Source organism: Spiroplasma endosymbiont of Andrena trimmerana, assembly GCF_964019575.1.
Classification (GTDB): Bacteria; Bacillota_I; Bacilli_A; order Mycoplasmatales; family VBWQ01; genus Spiroplasma_E.
The window spans coordinates 937,052-955,528 of record NZ_OZ026455.1; the positions used below are offsets into that span (position 1 = coordinate 937,052).

Consider the following 18,477-nt stretch of genomic DNA (forward strand, 5'->3'; position numbering starts at 1 on the left):
AAAGTGAAATGATTAAAACACATACTTATCCACATTTATTCCACTTTTTTTATTAAAAATATTCTTTATTAATATATACTTTTGAGTTTTCCACAGTTAATATTTAATTTGACAGTGATTACAAAAGTAAGTTCCACGAAGGTTTATTTTTATTTTTTTAATAATAGTATGGCATTTAAAACAAGGCATTTTTGCTCTAGTATGAACTTGTAATTCTTGTTGATAGTAACCTGTTACACCAAGGCTTGAAGTATAACTACTAATTGTTGATCCACCAAGTTTTATTGATTTATCAAGCACAAATCTTGCTTTATTAATGATTTCTTGTAATTGTTTAAGTGTTAAATTTTTAGTAATACTTTGCGGATGAATACTAGCATAAAATAATACTTCATCTGCATAAATATTTCCTAAACCACTCATAACATTTTGTTCTAATAATGTTGCTTTAATACTTTGACTTTTATTTTTTCATTTATTTTTTAAATATTCAGCAGTAACATTTTTATTAAAAGGTTCTGGACCAATATTAATATAAGGTTTTATGTTTTGATATTCATTTTTAGTTTGCAAATGAAAGGTTCCAAACTGTCTTGTGTCATGATATCTTAATTCGTATTTATTGTCTAATTCTAATATTAATAAGACATGTTTTCAATTTATTGATTGATTATTTTGTTGAAAATAATATTTTCCTTCCATTCGTAAATGACTTAATAATACATAATCATCTAATATAAATATTAATAATTTACCAACTCTTTGAACATCATTAATTGTTTGTCCAATAATTTGTTTTGTGAATTGTTCAATACTTGGTGTTTTGATAATTTTATTTAAAAGAATTCTAACACCAATAATTTTATGATTAGTTAAAAGTGGTTGTAAAGTTTTGCGAACAGTTTCAACTTCGGGTAATTCTGGCATTTTTATTTTCCTTCCAATAAAATATAATAAACTAATTTGTTTTAAATATTAATAAATTTTTAAAAATTTATTTTAATTCAAATCAGTTATCACCAATACTAGTATTAATTAATAAGGGAACTTTTAATTTAGTAACATTAGACATAATTTTAGTAATTTTAGTAATAACATCATTAACTTTATTATCTTCAACTTCAAAAATTAATTCATCATGAATTTGTGCAATTAATATTGCATCAATATTTTGTTTTTTTATTTCTTCATAAATTTTATTCATTGCTAATTTTAAAATATCAGCAGCACTACCTTGAATTGGCATGTTCATTGCTATTCGTTTACCAAAATTTTGAATCACCTTATTTTTATTTGTAATTTCCATTACTTCTCTTCTACGATTAAAAATTGTTTGAACATATCCATTTTTTTCACAAAAATCAATTATATTATTAATATAACTTTTAATTTTTGGAAAAACTGAAAAATATTTATTAATAAATATTTTAGCATCTTCAACTTTAATTCCTATTTGTTGTGATAAACCAAAACTAGAAATGCCATAAACAATGCCAAAATTAATAGCTTTTGCATTTTGTCTTTGTTCGTTAGTAACTTCTGCTAAAGGTATATTTAATATTTTACTTGCAGTTTCGCGATGAATATCATGCTTTTGTTGAAAAGCTTTAATTAAATTTTCATCTTCACTAATATGAGCTAATATTCTTAATTCAATTTGCGAATAATCACAGGATAGTATTTTAGTATGTGGTTTGCTTGGAATAAAGATTTTGCGAACTTCTCTTTGTTCTTTATCGCGAATACTAATATTTTGCATATTAGGATCTAATGAAGATAACCTGCCAGTACTGGTTTGTACTTGATTATAAATGCTATGAATTTTACCATCATCAAAAATATATTTTTGTAAACCAAGTAAGTAAGTGGAATATAATTTTTGTAATTTACGATATTCTAAAAGAATATCGATGATTGGATGTTGATTTTTTAAACTAATTAAAACTTCAAAAGCAGTACTACCTTTTTTATAATTAGGTAATTTTAATTCTTTAAATAAGTATTCACTAATTTGTTTTGGTGAATTTGGATTTAAATTACTATTACTTTCTTTTTTAATTTGTAATTCTAAATCTTGGATTTTTAGTAAAGTTTTATCAGTTAGTAGTTTTAATTTTTTTTGATCAATGTTAACACCATTACACTCCATATTTACTAATACAAAAGCAGCAGGTAGTTCAATCTCTTGATATAAATTTCAGTTATTAGTATCTTTTAATTTTTTTATAAGAATGAGATGAGAATCTGTTAAAAAATTTAATTTTTTTTCTAAAAAAATAGCTATTTCTTTTTCATCATTGGGAATATTTTTTTTAATACCTTTGCCATAGAAATCATCAGCGCTTAAATTATCTTTAACATTGACATTGAGCATAACAGCAATGTTTTCTGGTAATATTTTTTCATTAGCATAAAGAAGGTAAGCAGCTAACATATGGTCAAAAATAATATTATTTATTATCAATTTTAAACGTAGTCCTGCGATAACAACCTTTTTTAAATCTCAAGTTATTTTTTGTAGTTTTTTATTTTGTAAGAAATGTTGAAAATTAGGACAATTAATTGCATTAATTTTATTAATATAAAATGTTCCTTTTTCATTTTTAATACCAAAACCAATAATATTATCACGATTATAATTATCACCAAAAATTTCTAATCATAAGTAATTTGAATCACAATTTCATTCTTGATTTCACTTATTTATAATTTGAACGTGAGATGTACTATTTTTATTAGTTTTAGGATTAGTGTCTTGTGTTAATAAAGAGTTCATATTATATTGTTTGTAAAAGTCTTGTAACTTTTCATTATTTAAATTTTCAACATTATAATTAAACGTTTCTAAATTACCAGTAATTGGTGTATTTAAATTAAGTTGTGCTAGTTGTTTACAAATAATACCATTATTAAAGTTAAGTTTAATTAGTTTACTAACATTTGGTTTTAATTGTTCTACATTTTCAATAATGTTTTCTAATGTGTCATATTCTTTTAATAAACTAATAGCAGTTTTTTGACCAATTCCTTTAATGCCAGGTAAATTATCAGAACTATCACCCATTAATCCCTTTAAATCGGTAACTTGATAAGGTAATAATTCATATTCTGATTGAAATGTAGAAATAGTAATAACCTTTAAATCACTCATCCCTTTTTGTGGATTAAGAATTTTAATATTGTTATCTAATAGTTGTAATAAATCTTTATCACTACTCATAATATCAATTTGATAATTACTAGCAACTTTATTTTTAACAATGCTGCCAATAATATCATCAGCTTCATAATTATTTATTTGTCCCCAAGGAATTTGTGCTAAGTCTAAAAATATTTTAACTAAATTAAATTGTTCAATTAACTCAACCGGAGTTTCACTTCTTTTTCCTTTATATGTTGCTAAAGTTTCATGACGAAATGTTTTACGACCAGCATCAAATGCAACAAAAACACTAGCATAGTTGTTAGATTTTAAGTACTTAGTCAACATTCTAATAAAAGCATAGACGGCATTAGTTGGAATACCCTGTAGCGAATGTAGATTAACTCCTTGGTATGCAGTAGCATAATATGCTTTAAATAATAAATTGTTACCATCAATAATTAATGCTTTTTTCATTTATTCACCTAATTTCATAAAACTATTATAACAATAAGTAAGTATAACTTCATATAAAATTAAAAAATTAGCATATAAAAAAAACAAGATTTTTTTCTTGCTATCGAACAATAATTAAGTTACAGATTTAATTGTGTAGAAAACATTATAAATATAAGGTTTTAGGGTTAATTTTAAGAGAATTATTATATTTATAGTGATTAGAGTTCTGTAACTTAAGTATTTAAATATTAAGGATATTTATAAATAGATCCTTAACTTTTATTATAACATTCAATTTTTAATTTTTAAATTCATTTTTTCTTTTTGTCATTATTTAGTGATAATTTCCTATTAGTTATCGAGTGAAAATTTCCCAAAAGTAAAGTTAAATATACTTGGTGATAAATATGGAAAGAAGCATGACTATGAAAGAAAAATATAAGTTTAATATTATAAATGACATTATTATTAATAAATTATCTAAACATCAAGCTAAGAATAAACTTAACCTAACTATTAGAAGAATTAACCAATTAATTCAAATTTTCAATAGAGAAGGTAAAGTTGGTTTTATTCATAAATCCCGAAATAAAATTTCTAATAAAACAACAAATTTTGAAATCAAAATTAAGATTATAAATTTATATAAAACCAAATATTATAATTTTAATTTTCAACATTTCCATGAGAAATTAAACAATGAAGAAAAAATTAAAATTTCATATAGTACACTTTATACTATATTAATTAAAGAAAAAATTACTTCACCAAAAAGACATAAAAATAAGAAAAATAACTTGCATCCTACAAGAAACCGAAGAACAAATTTTGGTGAATTAATTCAAATGGATGCAAGTAATCATCATTGATTTGGTAAGGATAAACCAAAAGCTTTTTTACATGCTGCAATTGATGATGCTACAGGAAATATTGTCGGACTATGATTTGATCATCAAGAAACATTAGATGGTTATTATAATGTTTTTTATCAAATTTTAACTAAATATGGCATACCAAAAACATTTTATACTGATAATAGAACAGTTTTTGGATATAAAAAACAAATCGATGCTGGCAAAATAAACACGGAAAATGATACTTATACTCAATTCCAAAAGTCTTGTAATGATTTAGGTGTTGAAATTATTAGAACTTCCATTCCACAAGCTAAGGGTAGAATCGAACGCTTATTTGGAACACTTCAAAGTCGCTTAATTAGTGAACTTAGACTTAATAAAATTAAAAATTTAGAAGAAGCTAATCAATTTCTTAAAATATATATAAGTATTTTTAATAAGCAATTTGCCTTACCTATTGATAATAATAAATCTGCTATGATTAAAGCTCCAAACCAAGAAGAAATAAATATTTATCTTTCAAGATTTTCTAAAAGAAAAACGGATAGTGGTTCAACTATAACATATTATGGTAAAAAGTATTTTCCTTATAAAAATAGCAAAGTTCAATACATACAACCTAGAACTGATGTAATTGTACTTAAATCGTTTATTAATGAGTTATATCTTAGTTATAATCATCAAATATATGAATTAAAAGAAATAGCACCAAAACCAATTATCAAAGAAGAGTTGATAAAAACTAAAAAGGTTTATATACCAAATAAAAACCATCCTTGAAGATATGGATACTAATAATACCAAATTAAAATTAGATAAAATTCTTTTTATAAAAGATTATTTTTGTGAATACTTAACTATATAAAATTTTAAATCGTTTGTCGAGCAGCAAATTTGATGCCTTAAAATTGATTTTAAAGATATAAAAAATAAAATTATACACCACCAATAGCACAAGCACCAGAAGCCATTGTTGTAATACCACCAACAACATTACCAATTATGGGAATAGTATTTAAAGCACCATTAACAATAGTTAATGTGTTTTCACAATTTAAATTTGATTTATTTTCTAGATTTAGAAGTCTGTTGTCAAGTTCATTAACTTGTTTTTTTAAAGTTTCAAAATCTGCTTTGATTCCTTGAATATTTTTGTTTAATTCATGTTCAATTAAAGTTGAAATATAACTTCAATCTCTTATATAACCTTTTATTATTTCTTTTTCTTGTCTTTTTCAATTATATAATGCTTGAGGATTAAATGTTTTAGAATTATTGATTGCTTGTGGTAAAGTAGAATTTCATTCATTTATATGTGCAAATCATTGTTTAACTTTTGAATCATTTGCTATAATATTTGAAATTTCATTAAATTTATCTTGTGTTACATAGGTAAAAGTTGGTTTTGTCAAACCATAAGAATAGGGACTAAAAGTACCAACAATTATTTTTTTTCAAAATAGCCAATAAAGTGTGAGTAATTAGATTTATCCAATAAATAAACTTCTGATAATTTAAAATTATGATATTTTTTCTTTATGGCACTTTTAATTTCGTTATCAACGTTATGATTAATTTTTCCTAAATTAATTTTTATATCTTTATTTCAATCTGGAAAATCATTTTCTAAATTATCAAGACGATTATTTGGATAATATTTCTCATCTTCTGTTATTATTCTTACTGATTCAAAATCAAATCAATTAAATGGTTTTTCATAAAGTACAATTTCTATACGTTCTTTTCTAGAACTATCTGTATATACTTTTTCAATTTTTGAAAAATTATCTCAAATTGTTTTACCTACTTGTTGTATTTCTTTTCATGTTCATGGAAAAATTGCAGTAATTGAAATATCATTAGAATTATATCGTTGCATCATATCCTCTTTAAATTTTTCGCCAAGTTCTCATGCAGGATTATCTTTTCAATAATGATAATCAGCTATTATTCCTTCAAAAGTTTTTGGTGTAAATGAACAAGTTACTTTACCTCAACTACCCCTTATTTCGTTTTTACCATTTAATGTTCTTTTTAATCGATTTCTGTGTTTTTCATGACGATGTTTATTCATATTTATTTTGCTATTTGTTGTTGGGTTGTTAATAATAAAATCTGTTTGATTATTACTTGCAAAATTTAATTGTTGATTTACTAAATCTAAACTAGTCGTATTTTTTCTAACTCAATTTTTAATATTTGAATTATCAATTGACTTACCATTAATACCTTGTATTTTATTATTTAAAAGTGGAGCAGTTAATACTCACAATTTAAATCAATAACTTGGACTAAAATATTTCATAATTTTGTTCTCCTTTGAAAGTAAATATAAAAATATTTACTTTCAAAACAAAGCAACTTTTATTTGTTAAATTTTACTTCTTTTTTATTTTTTTTGATAAATATTTTTGGGAAATTTTCACTCGATATTGACATTCATTTTTTCTTTTTTATATATAAAAAACAAGAGCTTTTCAGCTCTTGTCTACACAAGAATTATTGCTAAGGTAATATGTCATTTATAAAAAAAAAGGGGGGGGTTATTTATAAATAAAACTTAAGGTTATTGGGGTTATAGAGTTTAAATTAGGGGTTTTAGATTAATTTTAAATTTTTTATATTTAAAAATATTATAATTGAATAATGTTTTGACATATTACCTTAATTTTAAAGGACCTAGGCTATCTAAATCCTTATAAGAATAATAACAAATAATATTTAAATTGCAAGGAAATTTGTTATTATTTTTAGAAATAATTTATATTTTCAGTTTTTTTTGAAAAATATATTCATACTCTATATAAGTTTTTTATTTTTTTGATAAATATTTTTGGAAAAATTGCAATAATTTTACCCTACTTATCTTAGTTTTATAAAAAATATTAGTGCATTAATGGAGTGTTTATTGTTAGTAAAAATTTTTACATATTATGAAATTTTTAAGCACTAATAAAAGTAATAAAACAAAAATATGTGGTTAAACTTATAGTCTTATAGTTTTAATTTTAGTTATAAAAATTTTGTAAAAAATTATTTAAAAAAAATAAAAAAGATATATAATGATGTCGAATATTTAATATTTAAAATTGAGAAAAAATATTCAAATTGAAGTAAGGAGAAAATTAAAAAATGCCAAACCCATGAAAAACAGAAACTAATGGCCCAACAGATTTAAGCAAAGTTGCTAAATGGGAAATTAATGATGTGAATGAAACTAGAGAAAGATGAAAAAGAGAAAAAGAAGAAGAAAAAAACAACAAAAACAAAACAAAGCGGGATCTAGTTTGAAAAAATAAATTTGTTTTAAAAATTATATAAAATATAACAAGATATTTGGTCTGTATATGAGTTTTTATTGAAACCTATTACTTTATTATTTTAAAGTAAATGGGTTTTTTATTTTTTAATCAAATAAGGAGAAAAAAATGAAACCGATATTATCAAAAGCCCTAAGTAATATTGTAAAACAAGGTGCATGAATTACTAGAGATGAACCTTTACATCAAAATAAAGAGAAAATACAGAGAGAATTAATAACATATAAACTAAAATCAGAAAATGATTTTGTATATAAAACAGAAATTAATAAGGATATTATAATTTATGAATATTTTTTTGAGAAAATAAAAGATAAAGATAATGGTTCTTGCATTGTGACTAGAATTTATTTTAGTAATGATGAGATATGAGAAAAGATAGTATATATTAATAATAAAGAAACTGATGTTGAACAAAAAATAATAGAACAATATAGAGTTTATTTTTGTAAAAAAGAACTTTTAGAAGAAAGTCAATTCATAAAAAATGAAAATGATAAGCAAGTAGTTATTAGAAAAAAATCTATTTTAGATTTTAAAAATAAAGAAAATATTAATGGTGTCAATAATAATGATGAAAAGATTAAAGAAAGTAAAATACTTTAGGTAAACGATTAGGTAGGTGAGTTGGAAAATTTTTTATTTTTGCCTTTGAAACTTTTATTTTTGGTGTTGTTTCAGGAATTATTTCTGTTCTTGCACTTAAAATTTCTTTTGCAATGGCGCTTTGTTGATGAACTCCTGCGGCTTTAGGAATAGCAACACTTACTGCTTTGCCTATAGGTTGATGTGTAGTTTTAGCAATTGTAGCAGTATTAGGTGTTCAGATACTAAAAGAATATGGAATTAAACCTTTATTAAAAAAAATGTGAAACTTGGTGGAATTAAAAAAAGCAAAAAAACTAGAAATGGAGGACTTAAAAGAAATAGATTTTCATAATATCAATTCTAGAGTTTTAAAAAACTATTTAAGTTCTCAAAAAAACATACCTTTTGATGAAATTAGACCAAGTTTTGAACAAAATATTAATATAATTAAAAATAGAAAATTGTCTCATCAAACTCAAGAAAAATTTGATGCAAAGAGTATTAATAATATTCCAATTTCAGCTAATACTTGAAATAAAGTAAAATGTTTATTTCAACATAATTAATAAGTTAACAATTTTGTTGATAATAATAAAATTTTAATCTATAAAATTAATACTATTTTCTCTTTTCTCTTATTTTATGGCTAATATTCATGTTATTATTACTAAGTAATTAAAAAAATATTAATGAGGTATAAGATGAGTATTGTCACAATTGAGAATTTAACACATGCTAATGGTGGAAAAGTTTTATATAAAAACGCCACTTTACAAATTAATAAAGGTGAACATGTGGCATTAATTGGTATGAATGGTGTTGGTAAAACAACATTATTAAATATTATTAATGGAACAGTATTTGCAGATCATATTAATTTAAATATTCATCCTAAAATTAAAATTGGGTATTTGGATCAACATCAAGAGGTTAATTTAGAATTAACAGTTTTACAATATTTGCGTGAAAGTTATCAAAAACTTTTTGAACGTGAACAACAAATGGAAAACTTATATGCAGAAATGGCTAATAATTATAGTGAAGAGTTATTAACGAAAGCAATGAAAATTCAAGATGAATTGACACACCAAGGATTTGATACTATTAGTAAAAAAATTGGTCGTTTAGTTGATGGATTGGGTATTAATTTACAGCTTTTAGAACAAACTTTAGGTAGTTTAAGTGGTGGTCAAAGAGCAAAAGTGTTATTAGCAAAATTATTATTAAATGAAGATGATTTTTTATTACTTGATGAACCAACTAATTTTTTGGATATTGAACAAATTAATTGATTAGCTAAGTTTTTACAAAATTACCCTAGTGCATTTTTATTGGTGTCACATGATCGTAATTTTATTAATACAACATGTAATATTATTTTCGATATTGATAATTATATGATTACTCGTTATGTTGGTAATTTTGAAAGTTTTTTAGAACAAAAAAGTTTACATCATCGTCAATATGAATCAGCATATTCAAATCAAAAGAAATTAATTGAAAAATTAGAAACTTATATTAGTAAAAATGCAGCACGTGCTTCAACTGCTAAAAGTGCTGAATCAAGAAGAAAACAATTATCTAAAATTAATGTTTTAGAAAAACAGCAAATCCAGTCTCCTCCAAAGTTTTATTTTAAGTATTATAAAACAACGAGTTCAATTGCTGTGCAAGCTAAAAACCTTGAAATAGGTTATCATAAACCATTAATTAAGCCACTTACTTTTGTTATTAAGACTGGTAGTAAGTGAGTTGTTAAAGGGTATAATGGAATTGGTAAAACTACTTTCTTGCAAACATTAGCTGGTAATATTCCAGCACTTGCTGGAAATATTAATTTAGATGATCGAATGCAAGTAGCATATTTTCATCAGACTGAAGTAATGACTAGTACTACTCCATTTAATTATTTAAAAGAGTTAGATATTAAATTAAATGATGTTGAGATTAGAAGAATTTTAGCAAGTTTTGGCTTGCGTAGTAATTTAGTAATGAAACCAATGAACTTACTTTCTGGTGGTGAACAAACTAAGGTTAGATTAGCAGCATTGGCATTAAAACCTTACAACTTATTAATTTTAGATGAACCAACTAATCATATTGATGTTTTAGCTAAAGAGTCTTTATTAAAAGCATTGCAAGAATTTGAAGGCACTGTATTATTGACAATTCATGATACTAATTTTAATAATAGTTGAGTTGATGGTGTTTTAGATTTTGAAAAATTAACAAATTAGTGAAATTAAAATAGTTATTTTTAATATTTAATTTATACATTTAAACAAATAAAAAAACTTATAACTAAGATTTAGTTATAAGTTTTTTTATTTGTTTAAATTATCCTTTACGATTACGGTCGTCACGGTCTCGTCTGCTAAATCCACCACTGTTTCCTCAACTAGAATCACCACGGTCAGAACGTGGTCTAAAGTTTCCACGATCAGAAGAATTTCTATCCCCTTGTGTTCTTGCTCCACGTTCAGCAAAACGTTTTTCACGTTCTTCTGTGATTTTTACAAGTGTTGTTAAACTTGCATTAATAGTAATTACTGTTTCTTTTAAAACTTTAATTTCTTCTAATAATGCTTCGATTGTTTGATTGTTTTCCATTAACAATGCCTCTTCTTTCTGGCGCCTAATTGATAAATCTGATAATAATATCTGATATAATGAGATTAATAAGCACTTAATTAAGTATAGCATTAAAATTAAAATTGTATAGTATATAGTCATATATTTTATAGTTAAAAATAATTATTATTATGATAACTATTATTTTTTATTAAATATCTAGTAAATAATATTATTAAAATTAGTTTTTTATTTTACTAAAGTAATACTTTTAAATTTAAAAGTACGTATACCTTGAAAATCAATTAAATTTTCAATATCAATAGCAGTGATAATAAAATGATATGTAGTGTTTTTAATTTTATATGTAAAATCATATTTTAAATTAATTGTTTCAATATTATTGATGGTAGTTTTAGTCATAGTAATATTAGAAGTATTACCTATTTTTTTATTAATGCCGGTTGTGTTATCAGCATCAAAATAAACTTCATAGTTATCTTTAATTCATTGATTATTATTAGCAGTAATAATATTTTTAATTCCTAATTTATGACTTTCATCAGTAGTACCAAGTAATAAATTTAAAATATTATTTAGTTGACTGTGTGGTTCAAGCATAGTTTTTTGTAAAATATCCAGTATTGAACCTTGAGTAAAAGTTGGATATTCTGGATCATCTTTATTAATGTGCCCACCTAATGATTTATATAATTCTTCGACATCGGTTGCTGTTACATCACTTTTATTAATTATGTTTTTTAGAGTAACAATAGTATCATTTTTAAAAATTATTAAGAGACCAGTAGTATTATTAAATAAAAAATTCTCTAAATCTTGTAAATCAATATTAATACCTTCATTACCTGGATATTGTTCTGAAATTTTGGTAATTAGATCAGTAATGCTATCAATAGTATTTTTAACACTATCTGTATTAATTGCTTTAATAATGGTATCAATTAAGTCATCAGGTTTATACATTTCATCACCAATCAGTCCTCCTAAAGTTAAATTTACCGGTAAAGAAGTTGGTTTTGGTATTGTTAAATTAAGTTTAAGATCATAAAGAAATGTATCAAAACCACGAGTTTCTGATGTAGTTTTACCAAATACGGTTAGAAGTATTTGTTTTAATTTTTCTGGTTGGCTAATTAAAGATTTTATAGTATTAATAATATCAAGTAAATTATAGCTACCAGCACTTGGCTTTGATGGATAACCATTACCAATTGTTAAGTTTTTAACACCTTCAGTAATATCTGGCATATCTAATATTCATTTTTTAATAACAGGAATAATTGCTTCAATAATTGTTAAGATATAAAGTGGGTTAGTTAAAAGATAGGGAAGGTATCTTTCTATATCAGCAAAAAAACCTTTATCATCAAAATGAACTTTTATGTTACCTGTATCCAGTCAACTTCCATCAAGTGTTATATGTTCTGAAAGAACGCCACCTAAATATCGTGGACTTTTACCATCTTTACCAAAAATTTTATTGTCTTCACTCATTTTTCAAAACAAGTAATTAATTAAAGTGCCACCATGATATAAATCATAATCTTGTTTTGACTTTCAATCACTTACTTTGTGACCAGGAAGTTGACCTAAAGTTGGACTTATTTTTCATCTTTCTCCATTATTTCAAGCGCTATAAGGTTGACCACTATCATCTTTTCAATTATTCATAAATTTAATTAATGTTTCTTCATCAGTGGGTGTAGAAGTTTGTTGATCAGATCAACTGCCATTGACTAAATTACCAAATATTCTAGTTAGCGGATTTAAAAAATTAGGACCATAGTTATTAATTAAATTAGCAACTAATTGTAATCCAGCTGGTAAAGTGCTTAAGTCACCTTGTAATGATTTTAAAAAACTAGAAATGGGGTCCATACCAGCACCTACAACTATATTTTCTAATTGTGGGTTAGCCATAATTGATATAGTTCTAATATAATCAAGTGATGAAAAAACATCATTAACTTGTTTTTTACTATTGATGGTTTTAGTTAATTCACCTGTTCCAGAAGCTTTAAAAAAATTATCAGGATCAAAATTATTTACATCAATTTTTCCATTTTCCCCTCAACGTGTTTGTAAATCACCTCAATTATCTAAACTAGTATTTTTAGTTAAATTATTAATACTATTATTTTTAATTTTTCCCATAATATCATCATTAGTACTACTAGTATCAGCACCTAACTCTTTTGACATAACCATACTTTTAATTAAAGCAGAAGTTTGGTCAGCAAAACTTTTAGCGATACTATTAGTTACACGGTTAACATAAAAATTAAAGGTACAAGCTGATAGAGGTAAAATAGTGGCACTTGCTATTAAGATAATTCCTAACTTGGTAAATACTTTTTTCATAGCAGTTCTCCTTAAATAAAGTGTTATTTTTGTCAATTTTATTTTACTAAAATTTAATACATTTAACTCTGAAAATAATTAAATTCATTTCTTACAAATTGTATCATTAGTTATTTTAATTTTAAAATTTATTTAAATAAACAATTTAAATATGGTAATATATCAAACAGAGAAAAATTAAACATTATAAAAACTATCTATTATTTATTTTAAAATTATCCTATATATTAATTTTGTATAAGTGTGATATTATTAATCCATATGTGAACTTAATAATTAAAATTAAATGTAAAATTTTAATTTCAGGAATTAGGGAGAACTGTAATGGCAAGGTTAAATAAACGCGAAAAAGCGAATAATAAAAAAATGGTGTCTACTAATAAAAAAACAAAAAAAAGTTTATTTAAGAATGCGTTACTATTAAAGCAGACTTTAGTTGCTACATGAAAAAGTAAATTACAATTAGTTATTTTATTATTACTTACTGCTTTTGCAACTTCGTTGGTTACTGGAAGTTGAATTTCGTACGTTAGAATGATTGAAGGAAGCAATCAATTAGGATTAAATGATCTTAAGTTTGATGCTGTTTTACCTTATTCACCAGTGTCGCAAGGTATTAAACAAATTGCTAATCAAGCTTTTAGTTTAAAGTTAGGTCGATTTTATGTTCAAGATGGAACTAATAGTAAAAGTATTAAAGCTCTTTATTTTGATGATACAAAAATAGGGACAGATCAAGAAATCCTACCAATCACTAAAGATAACTTAACTATTGATTATACTCGTGATAATATAGGTAATATTACTGGGTTTAATGATATAAGATGAACAAACCCAGATAATCCTTTAATTTTTAATTTGAATAATAATAATGTTAAAGCAAGCATCTATGGTCAATTATTATTAAAGTCAAAAAATGCTGCTAATGAGAATTTAAAAAACCATTTTAAAACAGCAGCAGATGATTTATATCGTGATGTTTTTTTAAAAAAAACAGCACCCAATATTCTTCAATCTATTAATACTTTTATTAAGGAATGGATTACAAAACATTCAACAGATCCGATATTAAAGGAGACTGATAATGATAAAGTTACCACTTGAATTTTAGAAAATAAAATAAATTTTAGATCTTCTTCTAATGATGCTACTATTCCTGATAGTGTTAATTTACAAGATCAAACAGAAAGAAATGAACTTTTTATTAAAGTAGTTAAGGAAACTGAACCTGATCCAAGATTAGATAATGATTATGGTATGAATGGTCAATGAATGAGAATTTATCGTAATTTTTCTGCAACAGAATCAGATAGTAACATTTATACTAATTTTACTAATACTTCTATTGGTTATCATTCACCTTTTAACTATAATATGATTAGTGATGGCACTGAAAGAGACGCTTTTTCTTCATATTTAATTCGTGCGGTTGCAGCATTACAAATGCGTGATTTATATGTTCGTAATCAATTTACTGCCAGTGCTGGAGTAATTAATAATACTCAAATTAATACTAAAATTATTGATATTGGTTTACCTAATGCTTTAAATCATACTAATCTAAAAGTATTTGAAGGTGTTGCACCAACAAGTAAAAATGAAATAGTTATTACGCCACAATATGCAAGAAAAAATAAAAGTAATAAAGCGTATAAACCAGGCGATCATATTAATATTAATGGTACTGACTTTATTGTTAGTGGTATTGGTGGTGATGCTTATGATATTTATCCAACGATTAGTGACTTAGATCCAATTCCCAATACAAGAACTGAATTTATTGCTTATGTTACACCTTCAGCATGAAATGATGGAAATTGATATAAGACAGCAGATAAAACTGATAATACTTTAATGTATTTTACAAAATGAAATAATGTTCCTAAAAATAGTATTCATGAATTTGATGTTGATTTATTTAATGATTTTTTTCAAAAAACAATATTTAGTGATAATGGTGTTAGTGATTTAAATCAATATGATTATAATAAGTATTTAGTTGAGAAATATGGTAATACAGTTCCAATACCACAATCGTCTTCTACATACCTTATTAATCCAAATCCTGTAGTTACAAGTAGTAATAGTCAGTTTTCGCTTTATAATAGTAAAGAAAAGATATTTAATTCAGCAATAATTGGATTTTTATTTGCAGCAATAGCAGGAGTATTATTTTTACTAACGGTTGTTATTTTTATTACTACTTTAATTGTTAAAAAAGCAATCCAACATGGACAAGTTTCAATGGGTATTTTAAAATCAATAGGTTATAAAACATGACAAATTACGATTTCTTATTTGGCATATCCATTATTAACACTATTAATTGCAATTCCAATTGGCTGAATTGTTGGTCTTGTAATTCAGGTATATTTAACTGAGATTTTTAATACTTTATTTGTTTTACCATATAATGTTTTTAACTTTGATGTTGTTCCATTATTTATTTCAATTGTTTTAATTATTGGTTTTATTTCAATTGTTACTTTATTAACTGCCTTTCGTCTTTTAAAACGTGATCCTTTATTTTTAATTAAAAAAGATAGTGATTTAGCTTTAGGTGTTCCTAAAAGTAGAACTAGCAAGTTTTTACAAAATAATTTTCGTCTTCGCTTTTTATTATCGTTATCAAAAACTAGTTGAAAAAAAATTTTAGTTACTTCAGGAGTTATTACTTTAGCTTCACTTTCAATTGTAGCAACAACACTAGTTCCTGCCACTATTAATAGTTTAAAAGTTAATTATTTCAAAACTCAAAAATATAAAAATTATTATGAGTATCAAACACCAATGCCGAATATGCCAATGAGTAAATATGGATTATATTCATGAGATTTTTTTAATCGACCAAGCGGTGAGAAATATTATCCAACTTATGGTGCTATGCCTTGACCTGAAGATAAAATTGTTTATGATGAGAAAAAGGCACGTGTTGGATGATATAATCCATTATTGTTTAAAAAAGAAAAATTAACTAATAATTTTGCTGATATTTTTACTTTTGATTCATCTTTTCCTGAATCTGAAAGAGCAGAGTTTATAAAAAAAATGTCCTCTTATTATCAAGAACAATCAACAGGGACATTAGATCTTAATGATTTAGTTTGATCATATAGTTGATTAGGTGGCAAAGATTTTAGTAATCAGTTAATAACTGATTTAAGTAAAGAAGATAATACACCATCAAAAATATTTTCATATAATATTGTTAATTTTGCAAGTGGCCAATTACCTAATATTTTGCAAGTTCCCAATCCTGGAGTGCCACCTGGTCCAGAGGCAATTAAAGAAATTTTAAAGCAAGTATTACCAGGCTTTGTTCGTCAGAGTATTGATAGTTTGCCAAGACCTAATATTAAAGAAGATCCTTATGATTATTTTAGTATTGGTCATAATACTATTGCTTTTAATCCAAAAACTACTAATAATGGTGATATTAATGGACCAGATGAAGAATTAGTAACACAGTTTAAAGTTGGTGTTGATGAAAGTACAAAAATTGCTAAAAAAGAACTAATGGATGTTATTGGTATTAATCCCAATACTGCGATGTTGGTATTAAAAAATGATGAAGTTAAAGCTTTAAAATATAATGCTAATGCTAATGCTATTCCAATGGTTATCAATCGTGCTTTTCAATCTAAATTTGGATTAGATGTTGGTTCACAATTTAGTGGTGTACCACAAGTTAATACTCTATGTTATAAAAATATTGATGGTAAAAGTATTCCTTTACCAAAAGAAAATTGATATTACGGTGAAACACCACCAACAGATTCTTATACTACAAATGGTGGCATTTGATCAAAAAGTGGAACAAAATGAAATTATCGTGGTGATCAAAAAATAAAATTATCTGATAATAGTAAAGAATATAGTGATATCCACGGCACTAGGTATAATGGTATGTATGATGAAAAAGGACAACCAATTATAAATAATGAACCTAGTACTTGAAATAATGTTAATGATATTTGATTAAAATTGCCTTCTGATATTGATCATCATGCTATAAAGGGTAAAATTCCAACAGCTGATAATGCTAAAACTATTGATTTTGATTTATCACGTATTTCCGATTCAACAGGTGAATGAATTAGACCTTTTTCATATGATTTGGTAAAGCCATATAATGGATTTGATCCTAAAGATCCATTAAGTATTTTATTAAACCGTCCAGCAGAATGATTTATGGGAATGGTTAATAATAATATTTTAACTAAAGAAAATAATATTAATGCTGATAGTTTACAAGCAGATATTAAAAATAACATGCCAACATGATGAAAAAATATTACGGGTAATGATAATCCACTTCATACATATCAAGTTGTGGGAATTCAAGATTCTTATGATACTCCTAAAGCCTATGTTGATCAAAAATGAGCTAATGAAATTATGGGTTATAGTTATATTGATGATAATCCTTATTATTCAGGAACGGATGTATTTCAATGATTTAATGGTAAGTTAAGTGCTAATGCTAATGTTTTTGATTTAATTGGAAGAATGAGTTTTAAATCAAATTTAGATGATTATACTATTTATGCAACCACTAGTTTAAGTGGTAATCAAAATATACCAATGGTCAAAAAAAATTATTTATTATCAAGACAACAAGCAATGCTTACTAAAATGTCAGATATTGCTTTCAGTGCTAGTGCTTTATTTATTGTGACAACGATTATTTGTTCAATATTAATTGTTATTATGATTACTGATTTATTTACCGATCAATTTCGTCGTTTTATGGCTCATATGAAAGCAGAAGGATATACTAATTGAGAAATTAATTCTTTTACTTTAGGTATTTTTACACCTTGAGCATTACTTGGTTATATTGTAGGATTTGCCCTAGGTTTCCTTGCAATTTATGGTTTAATTTCTATTCTTACTAGTTTTGTTGGTGTGGCTTTACCATTTACAATAACATGATGAATATTACCAGTAAGTTTTACCATAATTGGTGGTATATATATATCAACATTTATTATCAATAATCATGAATTAAATAAAATGAATTTAATTGAATTATTAAAATCTGATGAATAAAATAAAGTTCACTAAAGAATGTTTGGTAAATTTAAATATTTAAATTTACCAAATTAATAGTCAAATATGTATACTTTATTTGAAAACTAAATATAGTTTTTAACTC

12 protein-coding genes are annotated in these 18,477 nt (G+C 24.6%); 6 read left to right on the forward strand and 6 right to left on the reverse strand.

What is annotated here, in order from left to right:
• Window positions 1-96: 96 nt before the first annotated feature.
• Both mutM and polA read right to left on the reverse strand, forming a co-directional pair.
• Window positions 97-927 carry a DNA-formamidopyrimidine glycosylase gene (gene mutM, locus AACL03_RS05490; RefSeq protein ID WP_252319020.1) on the reverse strand — a complete coding sequence of 277 codons (831 nt, stop codon included), beginning with the start codon at window positions 925-927 and terminating at the stop codon, window positions 97-99.
• A gap of 67 nt (window positions 928-994) precedes the next feature.
• On the reverse strand, window positions 995-3,619 hold the full coding sequence (gene polA, locus AACL03_RS05495) for a DNA polymerase I (RefSeq protein ID WP_339039767.1): 2,625 nt from the start codon (window positions 3,617-3,619) through the stop codon (window positions 995-997).
• 389 nt (window positions 3,620-4,008) lie between these two features.
• Here polA and AACL03_RS05500 point away from each other — a divergent pair, with 389 nt between their 5' ends.
• Window positions 4,009-5,253, forward strand: coding sequence for an ISNCY family transposase (locus AACL03_RS05500; protein WP_339038837.1), 1,245 nt, complete (start codon window positions 4,009-4,011; stop codon window positions 5,251-5,253).
• Window positions 5,254-5,393: 140 nt separating this feature from the next.
• On the opposite strand, the gene AACL03_RS05505 is transcribed toward AACL03_RS05500, so the two are convergent.
• Entirely contained in the window at window positions 5,394-5,870 is a 477-nt protein-coding gene (locus AACL03_RS05505; RefSeq protein ID WP_339038835.1) for a hypothetical protein, read from the reverse strand.
• Window positions 5,871-5,902: 32 nt separating this feature from the next.
• Complete coding sequence (locus tag AACL03_RS05510) at window positions 5,903-6,763, reverse strand: hypothetical protein (RefSeq protein ID WP_339038780.1); 861 nt, start codon at window positions 6,761-6,763, stop codon at window positions 5,903-5,905.
• A gap of 827 nt (window positions 6,764-7,590) precedes the next feature.
• On the opposite strand from AACL03_RS05510, the gene AACL03_RS05515 reads away from it, so the two are divergent.
• The 4 genes from AACL03_RS05515 (at window position 7,591) to AACL03_RS05530 (ending at window position 10,603) form a co-directional block, all read left to right on the forward strand.
• Window positions 7,591-7,779 carry a hypothetical protein gene (locus AACL03_RS05515; protein WP_339039769.1) on the forward strand — a complete coding sequence of 63 codons (189 nt, stop codon included), beginning with the start codon at window positions 7,591-7,593 and terminating at the stop codon, window positions 7,777-7,779.
• A gap of 107 nt (window positions 7,780-7,886) precedes the next feature.
• On the forward strand, window positions 7,887-8,384 hold the full coding sequence (locus AACL03_RS05520) for a hypothetical protein (RefSeq protein ID WP_339039771.1): 498 nt from the start codon (window positions 7,887-7,889) through the stop codon (window positions 8,382-8,384).
• Window positions 8,385-8,497: 113 nt separating this feature from the next.
• Window positions 8,498-8,932: a hypothetical protein gene (locus AACL03_RS05525; RefSeq protein ID WP_339039772.1), complete on the forward strand. Its 435-nt coding sequence runs from the start codon at window positions 8,498-8,500 to the stop codon at window positions 8,930-8,932.
• A gap of 135 nt (window positions 8,933-9,067) precedes the next feature.
• Window positions 9,068-10,603, forward strand: a complete 1,536-nt coding sequence (locus AACL03_RS05530; protein WP_339039774.1) for an ABC-F family ATP-binding cassette domain-containing protein — start codon at window positions 9,068-9,070, stop codon at window positions 10,601-10,603.
• Between the two features lie 100 nt (window positions 10,604-10,703).
• Here the strand turns inward: AACL03_RS05530 and AACL03_RS05535 are convergent, their stop codons facing one another.
• Both AACL03_RS05535 and AACL03_RS05540 read right to left on the reverse strand, forming a co-directional pair.
• Window positions 10,704-10,976: a hypothetical protein gene (locus tag AACL03_RS05535; protein ID WP_174480642.1), complete on the reverse strand. Its 273-nt coding sequence runs from the start codon at window positions 10,974-10,976 to the stop codon at window positions 10,704-10,706.
• A 210-nt stretch (window positions 10,977-11,186) separates the two neighbouring features.
• Entirely contained in the window at window positions 11,187-13,319 is a 2,133-nt protein-coding gene (locus AACL03_RS05540; RefSeq protein WP_339039776.1) for a hypothetical protein, read from the reverse strand.
• 324 nt (window positions 13,320-13,643) lie between these two features.
• Between AACL03_RS05540 and AACL03_RS05545 the strand changes: the two genes are divergently transcribed.
• Window positions 13,644-18,371: an ABC transporter permease gene (locus AACL03_RS05545; protein ID WP_339039778.1), complete on the forward strand. Its 4,728-nt coding sequence runs from the start codon at window positions 13,644-13,646 to the stop codon at window positions 18,369-18,371.
• Window positions 18,372-18,477 lie beyond the last annotated feature (106 nt).